This window comes from Nocardioides sp. Iso805N (assembly GCF_000364605.1).
Classification (GTDB): Bacteria; Actinomycetota; Actinomycetes; order Propionibacteriales; family Nocardioidaceae; genus Nocardioides.
On the sequence record NZ_KB822580.1, the window covers coordinates 27,256 to 44,938 of the forward strand.

Below are 17,683 nucleotides of genomic sequence, written 5' to 3' on the forward strand. Positions count from 1 at the left end.
TCCCATGACTGAGAAGCCCGAGATCGACTTCGTCGACCCGACCCCGCCCACCGACCTCGTCATCACCGAGCTGACCGAGGGCGACGGCGAGGAGGCCGTGGCCGGCAAGACCGTCAGCGTGCACTACGTCGGTGTCGCCCACAGCACCGGCGAGGAGTTCGACGCGTCCTACAACCGCGGCGAGCCGCTGCGCTTCCGCCTCGGCATCGGCCAGGTCATCTCCGGCTGGGACCAGGGTGTCCAGGGGATGAAGGTCGGCGGCCGTCGTCAGCTCGTCATCCCGCCGCACCTGGGCTACGGCGACCGTGGCGCCGGCGGCGTGATCAAGCCCGGCGAGACGCTGATCTTCGTCGTCGACCTGCTCGGCGTCAGCTGATCCACGTGGCCGAACCGCAGGACGTCCCGATCCGCGACGAGTCGATCCGGCTGGGCCAGTTCCTGAAGCTGGCCAGCCTGGTCGACTCCGGCGCCGATGCCAAGCCCGTGATCGCCGACGGCCTGGTGCGCGTCAACGGCGAGGTCGAGACGCGCCGCGGTCGCCAGCTCCACCATGGGGACGTGGTGGAGCTGGGCGGGCTGGCGTCCCGGGTCGCCGACTCGGCGACCTTCGACGACGGGTTGCCCTGGTAGGGGGTAGTCCGCGATCCCCGGGTGGGTACCTCTCCCAAAACGGAAGGGAGTGGCCATGTCCACCATCGGATGGATCATCATTGCGGTCATCGTTGTCGTCGTGCTGCTCGCAGTGGCGATGTGGTGGCGGTCGCGGCACCGCCAGCAGCTGAGTGCTCGCGCCGACGAGCTTCGCGTCGAGGCCCGTTCGCACAGCTCCGAGATCGGCGCGAACCGCGACGAGGCCCGCGAGGCCAAGCTGCGGGCGGAGCACGCCCGGCTCGAGGCCGAGCGCGCGCAGCGCAAGGCTGACGAGGCGAGCACAGCGCTCGCCCAGGAAGAGGCGGTGCACGAGGACAAGCTCCGCGAGGCCGACCGACTCGACCCGGCCGTCGACCACCGGGCCGACGACTACGACCCGACGCTGGGCGGCTCGCACCGAGCGGAGGAGTGACGGGATCGGCGACCTGATCCCGGCGGGCGGCGGGGGCCCGTTAGGGGCGGCGTAGCGGCGTCACCGAACCGGGACCGTGGCTGGGCCAGTCCGGGTCGTCGCCGTCCGGCACCGTGCCCAGGAACGAGAGGGCGGCATCGTGCAGGTGGCCGTTGGTCCCCAGCCCGTTGCCGCCCCACGGGCCGTCGGTGCCGTCCAGGGAGGTGAACCGCCCGCCCGCCTCGATCACGATCGGGACCAGGGCGGCCATGTCGTGCAACGCGAGCTCCGGCTCCGAGGCGATGTCGACGGCGCCCTCGGCCAGCAGCATGTAGGACCAGAAGTCGCCGTACCCGCGGGTGCGCCAGCAGCGCCGCATCAGGGCGAGGAAGTCGTCGAGGCGCCCCCGCTCCTCCCAGCCGTTGAGCGAGGAGTAGGCCAGCGAGGCGTCCTCGAGGCGGCGTACGTCGGAGACCTGGTTGCGGTTCGCCTTCATCAGCGACTTGCCGGTCCAGCTGCCGTTGCCGGTACTGGCCCACCACCGGCGGCCGAGCTGCGGAGCCGAGACCACCGAGAGGACGACCTCGTCCTCGACGGCCAACGCGATCAGCGTCGCCCATACCGGCACGCCGCGCACGTAGTTCTTGGTGCCGTCGATCGGATCGATGATCCACCGGCGCGCCGACGTGCCGGAGGAGCCTTCCTCCTCGCCGGTGATGGCGTCCCGGCTGCGCACCCGGGAGAGGGTGCGGCGGATCGCCTCCTCGACCGCCTTGTCGGCGTCGCTGACCGGGGTCAGGTCGGGCTTGGTCATGACGTGCAGATCAAGCGCCTTGAACCTGTCGGAGCTGATCGAGTCGGCGTCGTCGGCCAGGAGATGCGCCAGACGCAGGTCGTCGGTGTAGTCGGTGGCCACCTGCTCAGCCTAGGCGCTTCACGCTGACTGCCGCGCTCACGGCCAGCGCGCGAGCTCGTTCTTCGTTCGCAGCCGCGCTCGCACCCGCGCTCGCATCCCCGATCGTCCGAGCGTCGCGCCGGCTCCCTCGAGGTTGGGCCGATCGGACGCCGTGTGCTCAGGGCTTTGTCAGGCGAGACGTGCAAGATTCAACTCATGACCGTCGACGGCCTTCCGCTCCATCCCCTCATCGTGCACGCCACCGTGGTAGCGCTCCCGGTGCTCGCGGTGCTCTCGCTGGCCTATCTCAGGCCTCGCTGGCGCGACGGACTGCGCTGGCCGCTCGCGGGCATGGGTGTCGTCTCGGCGGTGCTGATGTGGTTCACCAGCGCCAGCGGCGACTCGCTGAAGCACGACCGGTTCTCCCAGATCTCGGGGGTGCTGGCCCAGCGCATCCAGCATCACGAGGATCTGGCCGGCAAGCTGGCGGTCGCGACGTACACGCTGGCCGCGGTCGCGGTGATCATGACGGTGCTGCGAGGCAAGCTGCCCATGCCCGTGCTCTGGCTCGGCTCTGTGCTGCTGGTGGTCGGTGCTGTGGGAGTGGGCGTCCTGGTGGTGCTCACCGGCCACGCCGGCGCAGAAGCCGCCTGGGCGCAGTGAGGGCTGTTCGCTTAACTTTCTAGCGCCGTGGGTCAGATCACACGCCCTTCGGCCGATGGGGCGAGCGCTCAGTCGTTCGTGCCCGAAAGGAACTGCTCCTGTGACCGTCGACCTCGGTGCCGAATCCGCCCTCGACCGCCCCGCGCGACCGGCCTCGACGGACTTCGTCGACCGGGCGGCCGCCCTCGGTTACGGCACAGTCGATGCCATGGGTGTCGGCGCCTTCGTGCTCGACCCGCACTACCGCGTGCTGCACGGCAACGCTGTCGCGTTGCGCGACATCGCGGCGATCACCGGGCGGTCGGTGTCGCTGTCAGCCGTCGTCGGCCTCGACTTCCGTGAGGTGCTGCCCGACAACCCCGAGCTCGCGTACGTCGTCGCAGACCCCGCTCGGATGCCGCACACCGTCCAGTCCCAGGTCGACGGGCGTACCCTCAAGGTCTCGTTCACGCCGATCCACGACCGCGACGGCCGCTACCACGGTGCGCTGAGCACGGCGGTCGACATCACCGACCAGCTCGCCGCGCAGCGGACGGCCGCCGACGCCGAGGCGGACGCGGCCACGGCCAACGCGCTGCTGACCGGGCTGGTCGGCAGCGACGCCCGCGAGAGCACCATGCAGCACGTCCTCGACGTACTCGCGACGCACTGGCGGCTGCCCTACCTCGCCTACTGGGCGGTCAACGAGGCCGGCCTGATGACGGCGGTCCAGGATGCCGGAGTTCCCGGCATCCGGGAGCAGGGCCGCGAGCTCGACGCCGCCGTGCAGTGGGCGAAGGGCGATGGCCTCTGCGGGAAGGCGTGGGCCACCCGCGACCTCTTCTACATCCCCGACGTCGCCGCGGCGACCGACGCCGACTGGGCCGGCGCCCAAGAGGCTGCGGAGGCAGGCGTGAAGTCGGCGCTGGCGTTCCCGGTGACCACCCACGGGGAGGTCGTCGGGGCGATCGAGGTGGCCTTCGACTACGAGCTGTTGCTCTCGGCGCAGCGCAAGGCGGCGATCCGCAGCATCGCCCAGATCATCTCGGACGCGATGGAACGTTCCTTCGACACCGAGCGGAGCCGGGCCGAGACGGCAGCGACCCAGGACCGGGTCGACGATCTGCTGGTCTTCGTGCGTCAGGTCGCGGCCGGGGACCTGGCCTCGCACACCGAGGTGCTCGGCGCCGACAACCTGGGGCAGATGGGTGCCGGGCTCAACGAGCTGGTCAGCGCCTTCCGGTCCTCCCTGACGAGGATCAACGAGACCGCCGATGCGCTCAACGTGGCTGCCGGCCAGCTCACCGTCGTCGCGCAGGGCATGGACGACGGCGCCGCGCAGACCACCGACCGCGCCTCGACCGCATCGAGTGCGTCGGTCGAGGTCTCCGCCTCGATTCGGACGGTGGCCACGGCGGCCGAGGAGATGACGGCCTCGATCCGTGAGATCGCCCGCAACGCGACCGACGCCTCCACGGTGGCGACGCAGGCGGTCGGCATCGCCGGCAGCACCCAGGACACGGTCGCCTCCCTGGGCGAGGCGAGCGCCGAGATCGGGAAGGTGATCAAGGTGATCACCTCGATCGCGGCACAGACGAACCTGCTGGCGCTGAACGCGACGATCGAGGCGGCCCGAGCCGGCGATGCCGGCCGCGGCTTCGCGGTGGTCGCCAACGAGGTCAAGGAACTCGCCGGTCAGACCGCCAAGGCGACCGAGGACATCAGCTCGCGGGTGGCGGCGATCCAGGGCAGCACCACCGATGCGGTGCAGGCGATCACCGAGATCACCACCGTGATCGCCCAGATCAACGACATCACCGGCACCATCGCCAGCGCGGTGGAGGAGCAGACGGCCACCACCAACGAGATCGCGCGCTCGGTCACCGATGCGGCGAACGGCGCCAACAGCATCGCCGAGGACGCCACCCAGGTGGCCCGGGCGGCAGCCGAGACCCAGTCAGGGGCTCAGGACACCCTGGACTCGGCGACGACGCTGACCTCGATGGCCGGTGAGCTCAAGGAGTTGGTGGGCCACTTCCGGCTCTGAGCCTCAGTACGGCGAGACCGAGCGGGCGTCGAGCAGGCGTCGGAAGGAGGCGACCCGCTCGGGGTCGGCATCGCCGCGCTCGACCGCCTCGTCCAAGCCGCACTCCGGCTCGTCGGCGGCATGGGTACAGCCGCGGGGGCACTCCTCCGTCATCTCGTCCAGGTCGGGGAACGCCTCGATCAGGTGCTCCGGCTCCACGTGGGCCAGGCCGAAGGAGCGGATGCCGGGGGTGTCGATGATCCAGCTGGTCTCGCCATCGGGCCCAGGATCGGGCAGCGCCAGCATCAGCGCCGAGGTGGAGGTGTGCCGGCCCCGGCCGGTCACGGCGTTGACCACACCGGTCTCCCGGTGGGCATCGGGCACCAGTGCGTTGACCAAGGTCGACTTGCCGACGCCGGAGTGCCCGAGCAGCACGCTGGCGTGACCGGTCAGCCGTTCCCGCAGGGCGCTGAGGTCGCCACCACGCTGGGTGACCACCCAGGGGACCCCCAGCGCACGGTACGTCGAGAGCAGGGTCTCGGGGTCGGCCAGGTCCGCCTTGGTGAGGCAGAGCAGCGGGGACAGCCCTGCGTCGTACGCAGCGACCAGCGCCCGGTCGATCAGCCCGTGACGCGGCTCCGGGTCGGCCAGCGCGGTGACCACCACGAGCTGGGTGGCGTTGGCGACGATGACCCGCTCGATGGGGTCGTCGTCATCGGCGGTACGCCGCAGGATCGTCGCCCGGGGCTCGACCGCGACGATCCGCGCCAGCGCCCCGTCGACTCCCGACACGTCACCCACCACCCGGACCCGGTCGCCCACCACCACGCCCTTGCGGCCCAGCGGGCGGGCCTTGACAGCCCAGACCTGGATGCCGGCGACCAGCAGGGTGAAGCGGCCCCGGTCGACGGTGACCACGACGCCTTCGACGGCGTCGTCGAAGCTCGGCCGCTCCTTGGTGCGGGGTCGGGTGCCACGCCGGCGTGGCCGGTCGTAGTGCTCGACGTCCTGCTCCGAGTAGCCGCGGCTCAATCAGGCCTCCTGCGTTGCGGCGAACTGCGCTGCCCAGAACGGCGCGAAGTCCGTGAACGTCTTGCTGGTGGTGGTGACGTTCTCGACCAGGACGCCGTCCACGGCGGCGCCGATGATCACGCCGGCGTGTGCCATCCGGTGGTCGGCATAGGTGTGGAAGACGCCGCCGTGCAGCCTCGCCGGCCGGATCACCAGACCGTCGAGCTCCTCGGTCACGTCGGCTCCGAGCGACCCGAGCTCGCGCGCGAGCGCGGCGAGCCGGTCGGTCTCGTGCCCACGGATGTGGCCGATGCCGGTCAGGTGGGACGGCGTCGAGGCGAGCGCGCACAGGGCGGCGATCGCGGGGGTCAGCTCACCCACGTCGTGCAGGTCCATCTCCAGGCCGAGCAGGGTGCCATCCGGGGGGCCGGTGACCGAGAGGCCCTCCTCGACGTACTCGACCACGCATCCCATCGCGGCCAGGATCGTGCGCAGGTCGTCGCCGGGCTGGGTGGTCGTGCGCGGCCAGTCCCGGACCACGACGCGGCCGCCGGAGAGCGCCGCCAGCGCCAGGAAGGGCGCGGCGTTGGACAGATCCGGCTCGATCGCCCGGTCGACGGCCTTGACCGGTCCCGGTGACACGGTCCAACGGTCGGGCTCGGAGTCGTCGACCGAGACACCGTGCTCGCGCAGCATGTCGATGGTCATCTCGATGTGGGGGAGCGAGGGCACCGGCGCGCCGCTGTGGCGTACGTCGATGCCGCGCTCGTAGCGAGCCCCGGCCAGCAGCAGCGCGCTGACGAACTGGCTCGAGGCAGAGGCGTCGACCACGACGGTGCCGCCGGCCACGGAGCCACCGCCGTGCAGCGTGAAGGGCAGGGCGCCTCCGGTGACCTCGACGCCCAAGGCCCGTAGCGCGCCCAGGATCTCGCCGATCGGCCGCTGCCTCATGTGCTCGTCGCCGTCGAAGGCGACCGTGCCGGTCGAGAGTGCCGCCACGGGCGGCACGAACCGCATCACCGTGCCAGCGAGTCCGCAGTCGACGACAGCGTCACCGGCGAAGACACCGGGCGTGACCACCCAGTCGGCGCCCGCGGTGTCGACGTGCGCTCCCAGCGCCGTCAGCGCACCCGCCATCAGCAGCGTGTCGCGTGAGCGCAGCGCCCGCGCGACCGCCGAGGGGCCATCGGAGATGGCTGCGAGCAGCAGAGCGCGGTTGGTCAGCGACTTGCTCCCGGGCAGCGCGACCGCCGCCGAGATCGGCGCGGTGGCGCGAGGTGCCGGCCAGGGGTCGGCGATCGGTGGCTGCTTCACGACCGCAGCCTACCGAGACCCGACCCCTGGTCCCCCCTCAGGCGATCTTGGCCTTCGCCGCGTCGGCGACGGCGGCTGCCTGCTCGCGTGCGGCCTCGGCGACGGCGGCGGCCTGCTCGCGTGCCGCTGCAGCAACGACCGGAGCCTGCTTGCGGGCCTGCTTCTGCGCCTTCTTGGCCTGCTTGCGCAGGTCCTTGGACGTGCTCTTGGCCTGCTTGCGCCAGTCCTCGATGACGGGGGTGGCGTTCTTGCGGGCGTCCTTGGCAGCCTTCTTGGCCTGCTTGCGCCAGTCCTCGATGACGGGGGTGGCGTTCTTGCGGGCGTCCTTGGCAGCCTTCTTGGCCTGCTTGCGCAGATCCTTCGACGTGCTCTTCGCCTGCTTGCCCCAGTCCTCGATCACCGGGCCGGCCTCGTCGCGAGCTGCCTGGGCGAAGGAGGCGATCTGGTCCCGCGCAGCCGCCGCCACGACGGGGCCACGCTCCTTGGCGGTCTCAGCCAGGCTGCTGGCCAGGTCGCTGGCCCGATCCGCGAGGTTCTGCGTGGTGTCCGAGGTCGCGGCTTGGTGGGCCGCATCCACGATCGCGTCCTTGGCGTGCTGGCCGGCCGCGACCAGAGCCGTACCGAGGGCACCCACGCCGACCTCGGCCTCCAGCGCGGCGACCTTGCCCTCGAGCTTGGCAGTGCTGGCCTTGTGGCCGATCTCGCGCTTGACGTCGCCGACGGCGTGCTTCGCCAGCCAGGCGACGCCGGGCTTCCCGTCGGTGTCGCCGGCGGCGATGATCAGCCCGCCCAGCAGCGAGAGGTTCTTGGCCAGCTGGATCTGCTGCTGGCGGCGTACGGCGGGGTCCGACTCGTTCCAGAAGTCGTGACCGACGACCGTCGTCGGCACCAGAGACGTGGCCAGTACGGCGGCGGAGAGCCGCGGGAACCGACCTGTCGCCAGGCAGAGACCCGCAGCCAGCTGGACGCCGGCATTGATCTTGACCAGCGTCTCCGGGTTCTGCGGGATCGGTATGCCGGCACGCTGTGCCAGGCGGATGAGCGGATCCGTCACGAGCTCGGCCTTCTTGGCGGCGCCGGACGAGTTCCGCAACGTGTTGATCGGGCCGACCACGAAGATCGAGGCCAGCAGAGGACGCGCGATGGTGCGGCTGATGGTCATGGCCGGCCGGTTACCGAGAACCGCCGGGGGTATGCGTTCAACTGCCCAGCGGGGTGCTCGCGTCGCGGTGGAAGGCGTTGTTCGTGGAGTCGCTGTCGGTGAAGTCGTCCGGCGTCATCGAGGCGTCCACGCTCCAGCCGTCGGCGAAGTCGAAGTCGAGGTGCAGCATCTCGCCGTCCCCGTTCACGGTGCAGGTCAGGTCGAGGCTTCCGCTCGGCGAGTCGGGCACGGTGCACCCCGAGACGTTGCTGCCGAGCGAGTGGGCCTGTCCGGGAGCCCAGCCGGTGATGCCGTCGACGTGCAGGTGCAGAGTGGCGGTCCGGCCGTCGGGGATGCCGCCCGCCACCAGACGGACGTGCTCGTAGTCGGAGACGTCGGCAGCCAGTTGCGACAGCTTGAGATCGGAGACCGGCTGGCGCACAGTGACGCCGATCGTCGCCGTCGCCGAGCCGCCGCGCCCGTCGGAGACCGAGTAGCGGAACGAGTCCTGGCCGGAGAACCCGCTCGCCGGGTGGTAGGTCGCGGTGCCGTCGTCGGAGACGCTGAGCGAGCCGTGGGCGGGCAGGTTCTTCGTCGCGAAGGTGAGGGCATCGCCGTCGGCATCGGTCGCGAGCTCGCCCAGGTGGAGGGTGAGCGACTCGCCGAACGCGACACTGGTGCTCGTCGATCGCGCCTTCGGCAGGCGGTCGGGCAACGCGCCCACGGCGATGTCGACGGTCCCGGTCGCGGTGCCGCCGTGGCCGTCGCCGACGGTGTAGCGGAACGAGTCCGGTCCGGTGTAGCCGACCGCGGGGGCGTAGCGGACAGCCCCGTTGAAGAGCGTCGCCGTGCCGTGGGACGGCTTGGTCAGAGCCCTCACCCGGAGAGCGTCGCCGTTCTCGTCGTGGTCGTTGGCAAGGACGTCGACGCGTGTCGACGTACCGCTGCTCAGCCACGTGCCCGCGACCCGGACGGTGTCAGCCTGCACGACGGGCGGTGCGTCCGGAGTGATCACCTTGACCGAGCCGGAGACGGTGCCACCGTGGCTGTCGGCGAGGACGTAGGCGATGGTGTCGGTGCCCCGCCAGCCCGCATCGGGGGTGTAGGTGACGGTGCTGGCGGCGTCAACTCGCGCGGCCGTATCCGCGACCAGGGAGACCGACGTGCGAGCGGCGGGCGGACGCGAGGTGCGACTGCGGGCCGAGACGGAGCCGATCGTGGCGGAGCCGTGCGCGCGCGGAACGACCCGGGCCGACTGCACGTGCAGCGGATCGCCGTCGGGGTCGACCGCACCCTTCGTCAGCGAGAACGTCACGGGCGTTGCGGCGGCACGCGCCTCAACGGGTCGCAGCGGCGTACGGATCACGGGATTGGCCCGTGTCAGCGCCGCGGTCGTCGGCGTCGAACCGGCGGCCGGATTCGGTGCGGTCGTCGGTGCGGTAGTCGGTGCGGTCGTCGTCGCGGCCTGAGGTGCGGTCTTCGGCGCCGTCGACCCGCTGTGGCGCGGCGCGCTCGTCTTCGGCGGGCGGGAAGGAGCGGTGCCTGCATCGGATGCCGGCGGCGCAACGCTCGGACTCGTCGGAGAGGACGGGGAGCGGTCGTCGGCGACGGGCGTCGAGCCACCCTGGCCGAGCGCGACCGCGGCTACCACTGCGACGGCGGCCGCGGCGCCGGTGGCACCGGCGGCGATCCGGCCGGCGGGGTGGTGCAGGACCCAATCCTTGGTGCGGTCGAAGACCACCAGGACACTGCCCTTGGCGGTGCCCACGACGCCGAGGTGTGCGACGGCGAGGTAGCTCGCACCGGCCGAGCCGAGCAGCATCGGCGCGAGCACGGCGCCCAGGTCGTTGTTGACCTCGGCCAGCTCGAGGTAGATGCCGCTGCACTCGCGGCAGCCGCCCAGGTGTTCCTCCACCTTGGCGGCGTCGCGGCGGGACGTACCACCACGCAGGTAGGCGCCCATGGTGGCACGAGCAACGGCGCAGGCGTCGTCCGTCGCATCCTGGGCGTGCATCGATACGAACGCCTGGCGCAGTCCCTCGCGTGCCCGATAGGCGAGCGCGGAGACCGAGTTGGCGCTGATGCCCAGCAGCGGGGCGATCTCGGCCGGCTTCTGGCCCTCGACCTCGGTGTGCCACAGCACCTGCTGCCAGCGCTCGGGCAGGGACGCGAACGCCCTGGCCGCCGCGGCGTTGTCGAAGCCGGCGACGGTCGTGTCCTCGAAAGGCACGCCCGGGTCGTACGACGAGAGGTCGTCGGTGGTTGTCAGCCGTGCGCCCGCGCGCATCCGATCGACGTGGAGACGGCGCAGCGAGGTCAGCAGGTAGGCCCGGAACGCGATGTCGGGGCCGCCGCCGCGCTGCAGCACGGAGAGCACCTTGGCGAACGCATCCGAGACGAGGTCATCCATGTCGCCCGCCGAGACAAGTTGGCGAGCGAGGCGCCGCGCAGCGTCGACGTGGCGCTCGAAGAGCTTGCCGTAGGCCTCGAGTTCCCCGCCGCGAACAGCAGAGATCAGCTCGGCGTCGCTAGGCTCGTCAAGCGGAGTTAGCTCGTCGGGCTGGCGGGGATGCACATCACTCACGAGTACATAGACGTACGAGGGAGCGGATCATGACGGCAATCGCGCACATTTCGTCGCCCCCGTTCTGACGGCCCTCGTCCCGCGCTGGACCGTCACCGAACGCCGCCCTGAAATTTTCCGCAAAAAAGGTCCGACAGCTAGCGTCATGATCCGGTCGGTTGTACGTCCCATCATCGCACGGCGCATCGGAGCCGTACCCCTTGAAAGGACGAGAGAAGGCATCGTGGGTCTCTTCGCGCGTTCGCGTACATCCACCGGCCTCCGGCAAGACGGCGCAGAGCTGACCGAGGAGACGCGGGTGCTGCTGGCACCCGACTTCGAGGCAGTAGGGGAGGCACTGGTCGCCGGGATCTCGTCCGTCGATGCGTGCTGGGTGGTGGGTCGGACGCAGGCGGAGCGCGGGACCTCCCTCGGGGAGAGCCTGGAAGGACTGCGCGCCACCACCCAGCTCGTCGTTGGCCGCGAGCCGCTGTTCGCGGAGTCCCATGCCCTCTCGCTCGCCTGGAGTGAGTCGGTGCTGGCCTATCTGCACGGGCTGTCCTGCGCCGACCCGCTGACCGGACTCTCGACCCACGCGCACCTCCGCGAGCGGATCGGTGAGCTGTACCGCGATGCAGTGGTCGACGCCCTCGGCATCGATGGCGCCGCCGTCAGTCGCAGCCACGCCCTCGTCGTCACCGACGTCGGCGAGGCTCTCGACCCCATCTCCGCGGCCCGTCGACTGACCCTGCTCGGCCAGACCGCGCGCTCGGTCTTCGCCGGCAGTGAGACCATCGGTCAGATCGGCTACAGCAAGGTGGTCGTGATCGCGCCCCGAGACGAGGCGCTGGCCGGAAGGGTCGCACTGCTTCGCCGGATGGTCGCCTCGCAGACCGAGCGCGTCTGGATCGAGGGTCTACCCCGGACCGATGCCTCAGCGGTGAGCCTGCTCGACGAGCTCGCCAGAGCCTGAGCGATCGGACGGGCGTGGCACGCGTGTGCCCCGAGGCCGAGCGCGAAGCGCCTAGGCTGAGCCCATGTGCGGCCGCTACGCGTCCAGCCGGGACGTTGATGATCTCGTCGACGAGTTCGATGTCGCCGAGACACACATCACCGCGCGCCTGCCGGCGTCGTACAACGTCGCACCCACCGACGAGGTGTACGCCGTGGTGGAGCGTCCGCCTCGGGAGGGCCGGTCACAGCAGCGACAGCTGCGCACGCTGCGCTGGGGATTGGTCCCGTCGTGGGCCAAGGACCCCGGCATCGGATCGCGGATGATCAACGCTCGGATGGAGTCGGTCGCCGACAAGCCGGCCTTCCGCAAGGCGTTCGCCGCGCGCCGTTGCCTGCTGCCCGCCGACGGCTACTTCGAGTGGTACGCCACGTCGCAGACCGATGCCAAGGGCAAGATGCGCAAGCAGCCGTTCTTCATCCGCCCGCGTGACGGCGGAGTGCTCGCGATGGCGGGCCTCTACGAGATCTGGCACGACCGGGCGCTGGCCGACGACGACCCTGCGGCGTGGCGTTGGACGTGCACCGTCATCACCACCACCGCCGAGGACGACCTCGGCCGGATCCACGACCGGATGCCGCTGATGGTCGCGCGGGACCGGTGGGATGCCTGGCTCGACCCCCTCCACCCGGCAGACGTCGAGCTCCTGGAGCCCGCCTCGCCAGGCCTTCTCGAGGCCTACCCGGTGGGGCCGATGGTGAGCAACGTGCGCAACAACGGACCCGAGCTGGTCAAGCCCCTGCCGCTGGAGGAGTCGCTGCTGTGAGCACCCAGATGATCGCCACGCCGTACGGCGAGGGCCGGTTGGAGACCCGCCGAGCACGCTCGACGATCGCCACCGTGCTGCTCAGCCATGGCGCAGGCAACGGGATCGAGACCGACGACCTGCAGGCACTGGCCTCGGCGCTCCCGGCGCAGGGCGTCAGCGTGATGCTCTTCGAACAGCCCTGGCGCGTGGCCGGACGGCGGGTCGCATCGCCGCCGGCCACCCTGGACGCGGGGCTGACCGCTGCGGTGGACCATCTGCGCACCCGCACCCCGCTGGTCATCGGCGGGCGTTCGGCGGGCGCTCGGTCTGCGGCCCGCACCGCGAAGGGCCTGGGCGCTGCGGGCTGCCTGGCGCTGGCCTTCCCGCTGCATCCGCCGGGCAAGCCGGAGAAGAGCCGAGCCCAGGAGCTGGAGGGTGCCGGCGTGCCGACGCTGGTGATCCAGGGGGAGCGGGACCCGATGGGACGCCCGGACGAGTTCCCCGGCGAGCTGGGGTCGATGGATCTCGTCGTCGTACCCGGAGCCGACCACTCGCTGCAGGTCGCCAAGCGTGGGCCGCTGAGCCAGGAGGAGGCGAACGCCATCCTGGTGGAGTCGACGCTCGAGTGGCTGGTCCGCGACGTCATCGGCGCCCGCACCTGAGGATCGTGCAGCCACGGCGCCCACACCCTCGAGAGGCGGGATGAACGCTTGGCGACGTGCTGGGGAATGACCGGCGTGGGGGCGCTGTTGGAACAAACATGATCGCTTGCCTCGACCGCCCTTCGGTGACGACCACCGAGACCGGTTCCGGCCGCGTAGGCTTGACCACGATGAGTGACACCTTCGATGACCTGACTGCCGGGCTCTCCCACGATGGGAGCGCGGCCGACTCGGTGGCTGTGGACGCGGCCACCGAGACCGATGCGGAGCGTGCGCTGCGGTTCGAGCGAGACGCGTTGCCGTTCCTCGACCAGCTCTACTCCGCCGGCATGCGGATGACGCGCAACCCGGCCGACGCCGAGGACCTGGTGCAGGAGACGTTCGCCAAGGCGTACTCCTCCTTCCACCAGTTCAGGCCCGGCACCAACCTGAAGGCCTGGCTCTACCGGATCCTCACGAACACCTTCATCAACAGCTACCGCAAGAAGCAGCGCGAGCCGCAGCAGTCGATGTCTGAGGACGTCGAGGATTGGCAGCTCGCGCGGGCCGAGTCGCACACCTCACACGGCCTGAAGTCAGCGGAGACCGAGGCGCTCGAGCACCTCCCTGACTCCCAGGTGAAGGACGCGCTGCAGCGGCTGCCCGAGGAGTTCCGGCTCGCGGTCTACCTCGCCGACGTCGAGGGATTCGCCTACAAGGAGATCGCCGAGATCATGGAGACGCCGATCGGCACGGTGATGTCACGACTGCACCGGGGCCGGCGTCAGCTGCGCGACCTGTTGTCCGACTACGTCCACACCAACGACCTGCTCGCCGCCGGTCGCGACGGGGGAGCGTCATGAGCCAGGACCGCGCCCAGAACGATGTTGAGCTGTCGGCTGCGGAGTGCGCCGACTACCTCGAGCAGATCGTCTACTTCATCGACAACGAGCTCGATGAGGCGGATTGCTCGGCGGTGCGCGAGCACCTCGACTCGTGCAACCCCTGCTTGGCGAAGTATGACCTGCAGCGCACCGTGAAGCAGGTGGTGGCGCGTTCGTGCTCGGAGGCCGCTCCAGGGGAGTTGCGCGCGAAGATCATGCTGCGGCTGCAGCAGGTCCGCGTGGAGATCACTGAGGTCTGACGTCTCACCCCAGATTCGCCCTCTGCGGGTGGATTTGAGAGACTGGCCCTTGCCCTTCGTGGGCGACGTATCGATCCAGGAGGACACCATGGGCAAGACCGGCCGCAAGCGCCGCGCTCGACGGAAGAAGGGCGCGAACCACGGCAAGCGCCCCAACGCCTGAGCGCAACTCAAGCACCCGAGCCCCCGGCCTTCCGGCCAGGGGCTCGCTGCATTTCCGTGCGCGCCAGGAGGCCTGCCCCTCGGCGTCCCTCGCCCGGCCGCCCCGCCCCAGCCCGAGAGCTGGAATGCTCCGCGCCGCGCGCCGCCGCCTCAGCGGCGGCGGAGGTCGGGGTTGCGGCGACGCAGCACGTCGACCAGCGTCAACAGCAGGTCGGCTCGGACCTCTGGCGGGTTGGGGCCGAGGGCGAGCTGGAGGTAGAGGGCCCGCAAGAACGCCTCGGCGTTGCCCGCGTCGGCGGCAGGCATGGCAGTGGACGATCCGATCCGCGCGACCCACCGTTCGACCACGTTGAGCGGCACCAGGTCGCGGCGCAGCACTGCCACGGTGGCGCGGGCCAGTCGGTCCGCCTCACCCTGCCCGTACGCCGTTGTCACCTCCGCCAGCACCCGGTCGGCGATCACGTCCAGGATCACGGTGAGCTCGGGGGTGGCCACGTGCGGCGAGGCCGCCAGTGTGCCCAGTGCATCGGCGCCATGAGCGACCGCGTGCGCCCAGCCCTTGCCCGGCACGAATCCGCGCAGGTCACGCTCGCGCAGCATCCACGTGGCGACCCGGTCGCCCCACTCCAGCACCTTGCCGCCGGGGACCAGTGGACGGTCGTTGTCGCGGGCGATGCACTCGCGCAGCACCAGCGCGGAGAAGCTGCGCCGGAAGACGGTGTCGGAGCCGGCCTCGCCCAGTCCGACCACCAGACCGGCGGCCATGCCGTCGCCGAGCCCGGTGAGGAGGTCGTCGTACACACCCTGCGCGATCCAGGCGGACAGGGCCGGATAGGCCAGGCCGTCTCGGATGTCGGGATCGGCGTCGCCCAGCATGCGGGTCAGCTCAGCGGTGAGCTCGTCCAGCGGGCGGTCGGAGGGCACGCTCAGCCCCGTCTCACGCACTGCTTCCCAATATGACCCGGACATAGGGCCATTGTTCCAGACATCTATCGTGGCGCCGTGCCCTCGTTGCCCGAGCTCGCCCGCAGCCACACGGATCTGGATGCCGATGACGTCAGCTGGCTGCAGCTGCTCATGGCGGACTGGCAGATCGTGGCGGACCTGTCCTTCGCCGACCTCGTCCTGTGGTTGCCAGACCGGGAGGGCAGGGGGTTCTGGGCGGCGGGTCAGATGCGCCCGACGACCGGTCCCACGGCGTACGTCGACGACGTGGTGGGGACGTTCCTGCCCTCGGGGCGCCGACCGGTGCTCGACGAGGCGCTGACACAGGGCCGGCTCGTCCGGGAGGGCGACCCGGAGTGGCGCGAGGACGTGCCGGTGCGGGTGGAGACGATCCCGGTACGGCGTCATCATCGCGTCATCGCGGTGGTCAGCCGCAACACCAACCTGCTCGGCGTCCGTACGCCGAGCCGGCTCGAGCTGACTTATCTGCAGACCGCGTCCGACCTGACCCAGATGATCGCTGGCGGGCAGTTCCCGTCGGCCGGCCAGCGCAGCGACCACGCGGACACGCCGCGGGTCGGCGACGGCTTCCTGCGTGTCGACGCTGAGGGCGTGGTCGACTACGCCAGCCCCAACGCGCTCTCCGTCTATCGTCGGCTGGGGCTCTCCGGCGATCTGACCGGAAACTCCCTGGCTGAGCTGACCCGGCAGCTCGTCCCGCCGCGTGACCGCCCTGACGAGGAGACGCTGAGCGCGGTGCTGGGCGGACGGGCCTACCGAGACACCGAGATCGAGTCGCAGGGCGTCTCGCTGATCGTGCGCGCGATCCCGTTGCGGCCCCAGGACCGCCATATCGGCGCGCTGGTGCTCGTCCGGGACGTGACGGACCTGCGCCGCCGCGACCGCGAGCTGGTCACCAAGGACGCGACCATCCGTGAGATCCACCACCGGGTGAAGAACAACCTTCAGACCGTCGCCGCACTGCTCCGACTGCAGGCACGCCGGATCGGTGAGCCGAGCGCGAAGGCGGCCCTGGACGAGGCCGTGCGCCGCGTGGGCTCCATCGCACTGGTCCACGAGACGCTCAGCCAGCAGGCCGTTGAGGAACGGGTCGACTTCGACGAGATCGCCGACCGGCTCAGCACGATGGTCACCGAGGTCTCGGCTGTCGGCACACCCGTGCGAGTACGCCGCGACGGGTCGTTCGGGTCGTTGCCGAGCGAGATGGCCACCGCCTTGGCGATGGTGATCACCGAGCTCCTCCAGAACGCCGTCGAGCACGGCTACGCCGGCGGCGCACCCGAGGGCGTCGGCCGGGTCGAGGTGAGGGTGAGCCGGCCGCAGGGCAGGCTTCTGATCACCGTCGAGGACCAGGGCCGCGGTCTGCCCGAGGGCTTCGACCTGGAGCGGTCCACCAACCTCGGGCTGTCGATCGTGAAGACGCTGGTGGAGTCCGAGCTCAAGGGCACGCTGCGCATGGCGCAACGCGTCGAGGGACCCGGAGCGCGCGTCGCTATCGACGTACCGCTGGAGATGTGACCCGACCGGAGTCGGGACGAGCGAGAGGAGTGCTCAGACGGTGGAGCGCACGCGAGAGCGGGCGTTGCGGCGCTTGAGCGCGCGACGCTCGTCCTCGGAGAGGCCGCCCCAGACACCGTGGTCCTGTCCGGCCTCGAGCGCCCACTGGAGGCACTGCTCGCGTACGTCGCAGCGGCGGCAGACTGCCTTCGCCTCTTCGATCTGAAGGATCGCGGGGCCGGTGTTCCCGATGGGGAAGAACAGCTCCGGGTCTTCGTCGAGGCAAGCCGAACGGTGGCGCCAATCCATGGCCGGGGGATCCCTACTTCCTACAACGTGTGGGTGGGCACGATCAGTGCCGTCATCTGCGCGCGGGCGTAATTGTGTGAACGCCTTCACACGCGCAGACCCAAGGATTCCAACTATTGGAGCGTTAAACAAGGGCTGGCGGGGTGGGATTCCTCACCGCGAGGATCTGCTCGTAGGCTGGCGCGGTGCCCCGCCCCGTGTTCCTGACTGTAGCCGCTGTCCTTGTTGCACTCCAGGGTGTTGTTCTCGCTGTGTGGGCTGTGCTCGTCCTGGTGCACGTCTCGACGATGTCGGTGAGCACCGCCATCTTCTTCCTGGCCTACGGCGTCGCGCTCGGGGTCTGCGCTTACGGACTGTGGCAGCTGCGCTCGTGGTCGCGTGCGCCGATCGTGCTCACCCAGCTGATCACGCTGGGCCTGGCGTGGGACTCCCGGCACTCGAACGTCTCGGTCGCGATCGTGCTGGCGGTCGTCGCCCTGGCAGCACTCGGGTGCGTGCTGCACCCGGCCAGCATGGAGGCGCTCTCGGCCGACGAGCTGTCCTGAGCCGTCACCGGCCGTCACTGCGGGG

The 17,683-nt window shown here is 70.6% G+C and carries 20 protein-coding genes; 13 read left to right on the plus strand and 7 right to left on the minus strand.

Translation table 11 applies throughout. The features are described 5' to 3' along the window. Positions 1 to 4 precede the first annotated feature (4 nt). Genes H036_RS0113990 through H036_RS0114000 form a run of 3 tightly spaced genes read left to right on the plus strand, consistent with a single transcriptional unit; the run spans position 5 to position 1,063 of the window. Entirely contained in the window at positions 5 to 376 is a 372-nt protein-coding gene (locus tag H036_RS0113990) for an FKBP-type peptidyl-prolyl cis-trans isomerase (RefSeq protein WP_017935421.1), read from the plus strand. Between the two features lie 5 nt (positions 377 to 381). Beyond that, the gene (locus H036_RS0113995) at positions 382 to 630 is read left to right on the plus strand and encodes an RNA-binding S4 domain-containing protein (RefSeq protein WP_017935422.1); all 249 of its coding nucleotides are present in this window, start codon (positions 382 to 384) and stop codon (positions 628 to 630) included. A gap of 55 nt (positions 631 to 685) precedes the next feature. Continuing rightward, entirely contained in the window at positions 686 to 1,063 is a 378-nt protein-coding gene (locus tag H036_RS0114000; protein WP_017935423.1) for a hypothetical protein, read from the plus strand. Positions 1,064 to 1,103: 40 nt separating this feature from the next. On the opposite strand, the gene H036_RS0114005 is transcribed toward H036_RS0114000, so the two are convergent. Further along, positions 1,104 to 1,958 (minus strand): inositol monophosphatase family protein, encoded by an 855-nt coding sequence (locus H036_RS0114005; RefSeq protein ID WP_017935424.1) that lies wholly within the window; start codon positions 1,956 to 1,958, stop codon positions 1,104 to 1,106. Between the two features lie 195 nt (positions 1,959 to 2,153). Here H036_RS0114005 and H036_RS0114010 point away from each other — a divergent pair, with 195 nt between their 5' ends. Beyond that, positions 2,154 to 2,600: a DUF2231 domain-containing protein gene (locus tag H036_RS0114010; RefSeq protein ID WP_017935425.1), complete on the plus strand. Its 447-nt coding sequence runs from the start codon at positions 2,154 to 2,156 to the stop codon at positions 2,598 to 2,600. Between the two features lie 100 nt (positions 2,601 to 2,700). Beyond that, positions 2,701 to 4,626 carry a methyl-accepting chemotaxis protein gene (locus H036_RS24495; RefSeq protein ID WP_017935426.1) on the plus strand — a complete coding sequence of 642 codons (1,926 nt, stop codon included), beginning with the start codon at positions 2,701 to 2,703 and terminating at the stop codon, positions 4,624 to 4,626. Positions 4,627 to 4,629: 3 nt separating this feature from the next. On the opposite strand, the gene rsgA is transcribed toward H036_RS24495, so the two are convergent. The 4 genes from rsgA to H036_RS24500 are packed head-to-tail and all read right to left on the minus strand — an operon-like array spanning position 4,630 to position 10,655. Then, a complete protein-coding gene (rsgA, locus tag H036_RS0114020; protein WP_017935427.1) occupies positions 4,630 to 5,637 on the minus strand; it encodes a ribosome small subunit-dependent GTPase A in 1,008 nt (335 codons plus the stop codon). Beyond that, entirely contained in the window at positions 5,638 to 6,930 is a 1,293-nt protein-coding gene (gene aroA / locus H036_RS0114025) for a 3-phosphoshikimate 1-carboxyvinyltransferase (RefSeq protein WP_017935428.1), read from the minus strand. A 37-nt stretch (positions 6,931 to 6,967) separates the two neighbouring features. Beyond that, on the minus strand, positions 6,968 to 8,092 hold the full coding sequence (locus tag H036_RS25745; RefSeq protein WP_017935429.1) for a DoxX family protein: 1,125 nt from the start codon (positions 8,090 to 8,092) through the stop codon (positions 6,968 to 6,970). Between the two features lie 37 nt (positions 8,093 to 8,129). Then, positions 8,130 to 10,655 (minus strand): sigma-70 family RNA polymerase sigma factor, encoded by a 2,526-nt coding sequence (locus H036_RS24500; RefSeq protein WP_051068691.1) that lies wholly within the window; start codon positions 10,653 to 10,655, stop codon positions 8,130 to 8,132. A 298-nt stretch (positions 10,656 to 10,953) separates the two neighbouring features. Between H036_RS24500 and H036_RS0114040 the strand changes: the two genes are divergently transcribed. The 6 genes from H036_RS0114040 (at position 10,954) to H036_RS26180 (ending at position 14,342) form a co-directional block, all read left to right on the plus strand. Beyond that, the gene (locus tag H036_RS0114040; protein ID WP_232421872.1) at positions 10,954 to 11,607 is read left to right on the plus strand and encodes a hypothetical protein; all 654 of its coding nucleotides are present in this window, start codon (positions 10,954 to 10,956) and stop codon (positions 11,605 to 11,607) included. 64 nt (positions 11,608 to 11,671) lie between these two features. Further along, entirely contained in the window at positions 11,672 to 12,412 is a 741-nt protein-coding gene (locus tag H036_RS0114045) for an SOS response-associated peptidase (RefSeq protein ID WP_017935431.1), read from the plus strand. Next, entirely contained in the window at positions 12,409 to 13,056 is a 648-nt protein-coding gene (locus H036_RS0114050) for an alpha/beta hydrolase family protein (RefSeq protein ID WP_017935432.1), read from the plus strand. Before H036_RS0114045 ends, H036_RS0114050 begins: the two co-directional genes overlap by 4 nt. A gap of 98 nt (positions 13,057 to 13,154) precedes the next feature. After that, positions 13,155 to 13,898 carry a sigma-70 family RNA polymerase sigma factor gene (locus H036_RS0114055; RefSeq protein WP_017935433.1) on the plus strand — a complete coding sequence of 248 codons (744 nt, stop codon included), beginning with the start codon at positions 13,155 to 13,157 and terminating at the stop codon, positions 13,896 to 13,898. Beyond that, the gene (rsrA, locus tag H036_RS0114060; RefSeq protein WP_017935434.1) at positions 13,895 to 14,179 is read left to right on the plus strand and encodes a mycothiol system anti-sigma-R factor; all 285 of its coding nucleotides are present in this window, start codon (positions 13,895 to 13,897) and stop codon (positions 14,177 to 14,179) included. The genes H036_RS0114055 and rsrA overlap by 4 nt, the downstream gene beginning before the upstream one ends. A gap of 88 nt (positions 14,180 to 14,267) precedes the next feature. Beyond that, positions 14,268 to 14,342, plus strand: coding sequence for a 50S ribosomal protein bL37 (locus tag H036_RS26180; RefSeq protein WP_369797015.1), 75 nt, complete (start codon positions 14,268 to 14,270; stop codon positions 14,340 to 14,342). 149 nt (positions 14,343 to 14,491) lie between these two features. Here the strand turns inward: H036_RS26180 and H036_RS0114070 are convergent, their stop codons facing one another. After that, positions 14,492 to 15,265, minus strand: coding sequence for a DUF2785 domain-containing protein (locus H036_RS0114070; RefSeq protein ID WP_232421873.1), 774 nt, complete (start codon positions 15,263 to 15,265; stop codon positions 14,492 to 14,494). Between the two features lie 78 nt (positions 15,266 to 15,343). On the opposite strand from H036_RS0114070, the gene H036_RS0114075 reads away from it, so the two are divergent. Continuing rightward, positions 15,344 to 16,825 (plus strand): sensor histidine kinase, encoded by a 1,482-nt coding sequence (locus tag H036_RS0114075; protein ID WP_017935437.1) that lies wholly within the window; start codon positions 15,344 to 15,346, stop codon positions 16,823 to 16,825. 33 nt (positions 16,826 to 16,858) lie between these two features. Here the strand turns inward: H036_RS0114075 and H036_RS0114080 are convergent, their stop codons facing one another. After that, positions 16,859 to 17,113: a WhiB family transcriptional regulator gene (locus H036_RS0114080; RefSeq protein WP_017935438.1), complete on the minus strand. Its 255-nt coding sequence runs from the start codon at positions 17,111 to 17,113 to the stop codon at positions 16,859 to 16,861. Between the two features lie 251 nt (positions 17,114 to 17,364). Between H036_RS0114080 and H036_RS22930 the strand changes: the two genes are divergently transcribed. After that, complete coding sequence (locus H036_RS22930) at positions 17,365 to 17,658, plus strand: hypothetical protein (RefSeq protein WP_017935439.1); 294 nt, start codon at positions 17,365 to 17,367, stop codon at positions 17,656 to 17,658. Positions 17,659 to 17,683 lie beyond the last annotated feature (25 nt).

Bases quoted from the DNA above. Each gene is read 5' to 3' on its own strand.
- H036_RS0113990 (WP_017935421.1), top strand. From the start codon at position 5: ATGACTGAGAAGCCCGAGATCGACTTCGTCGACCCGACCCCGCCCACC.
- H036_RS0114000 (WP_017935423.1), top strand. From the start codon at position 686: ATGTCCACCATCGGATGGATCATCATTGCGGTCATCGTTGTCGTCGTG.
- H036_RS0114010 (WP_017935425.1), top strand. From the start codon at position 2,154: ATGACCGTCGACGGCCTTCCGCTCCATCCCCTCATCGTGCACGCCACC.
- H036_RS25745 (WP_017935429.1), bottom strand. From the start codon at position 8,092: ATGACCATCAGCCGCACCATCGCGCGTCCTCTGCTGGCCTCGATCTTC.
- H036_RS0114045 (WP_017935431.1), top strand. From the start codon at position 11,672: ATGTGCGGCCGCTACGCGTCCAGCCGGGACGTTGATGATCTCGTCGAC.
- H036_RS0114055 (WP_017935433.1), top strand. From the start codon at position 13,155: ATGATCGCTTGCCTCGACCGCCCTTCGGTGACGACCACCGAGACCGGT.
- rsrA (WP_017935434.1), top strand. From the start codon at position 13,895: ATGAGCCAGGACCGCGCCCAGAACGATGTTGAGCTGTCGGCTGCGGAG.
- H036_RS0114080 (WP_017935438.1), bottom strand. From the start codon at position 17,113: ATGGATTGGCGCCACCGTTCGGCTTGCCTCGACGAAGACCCGGAGCTG.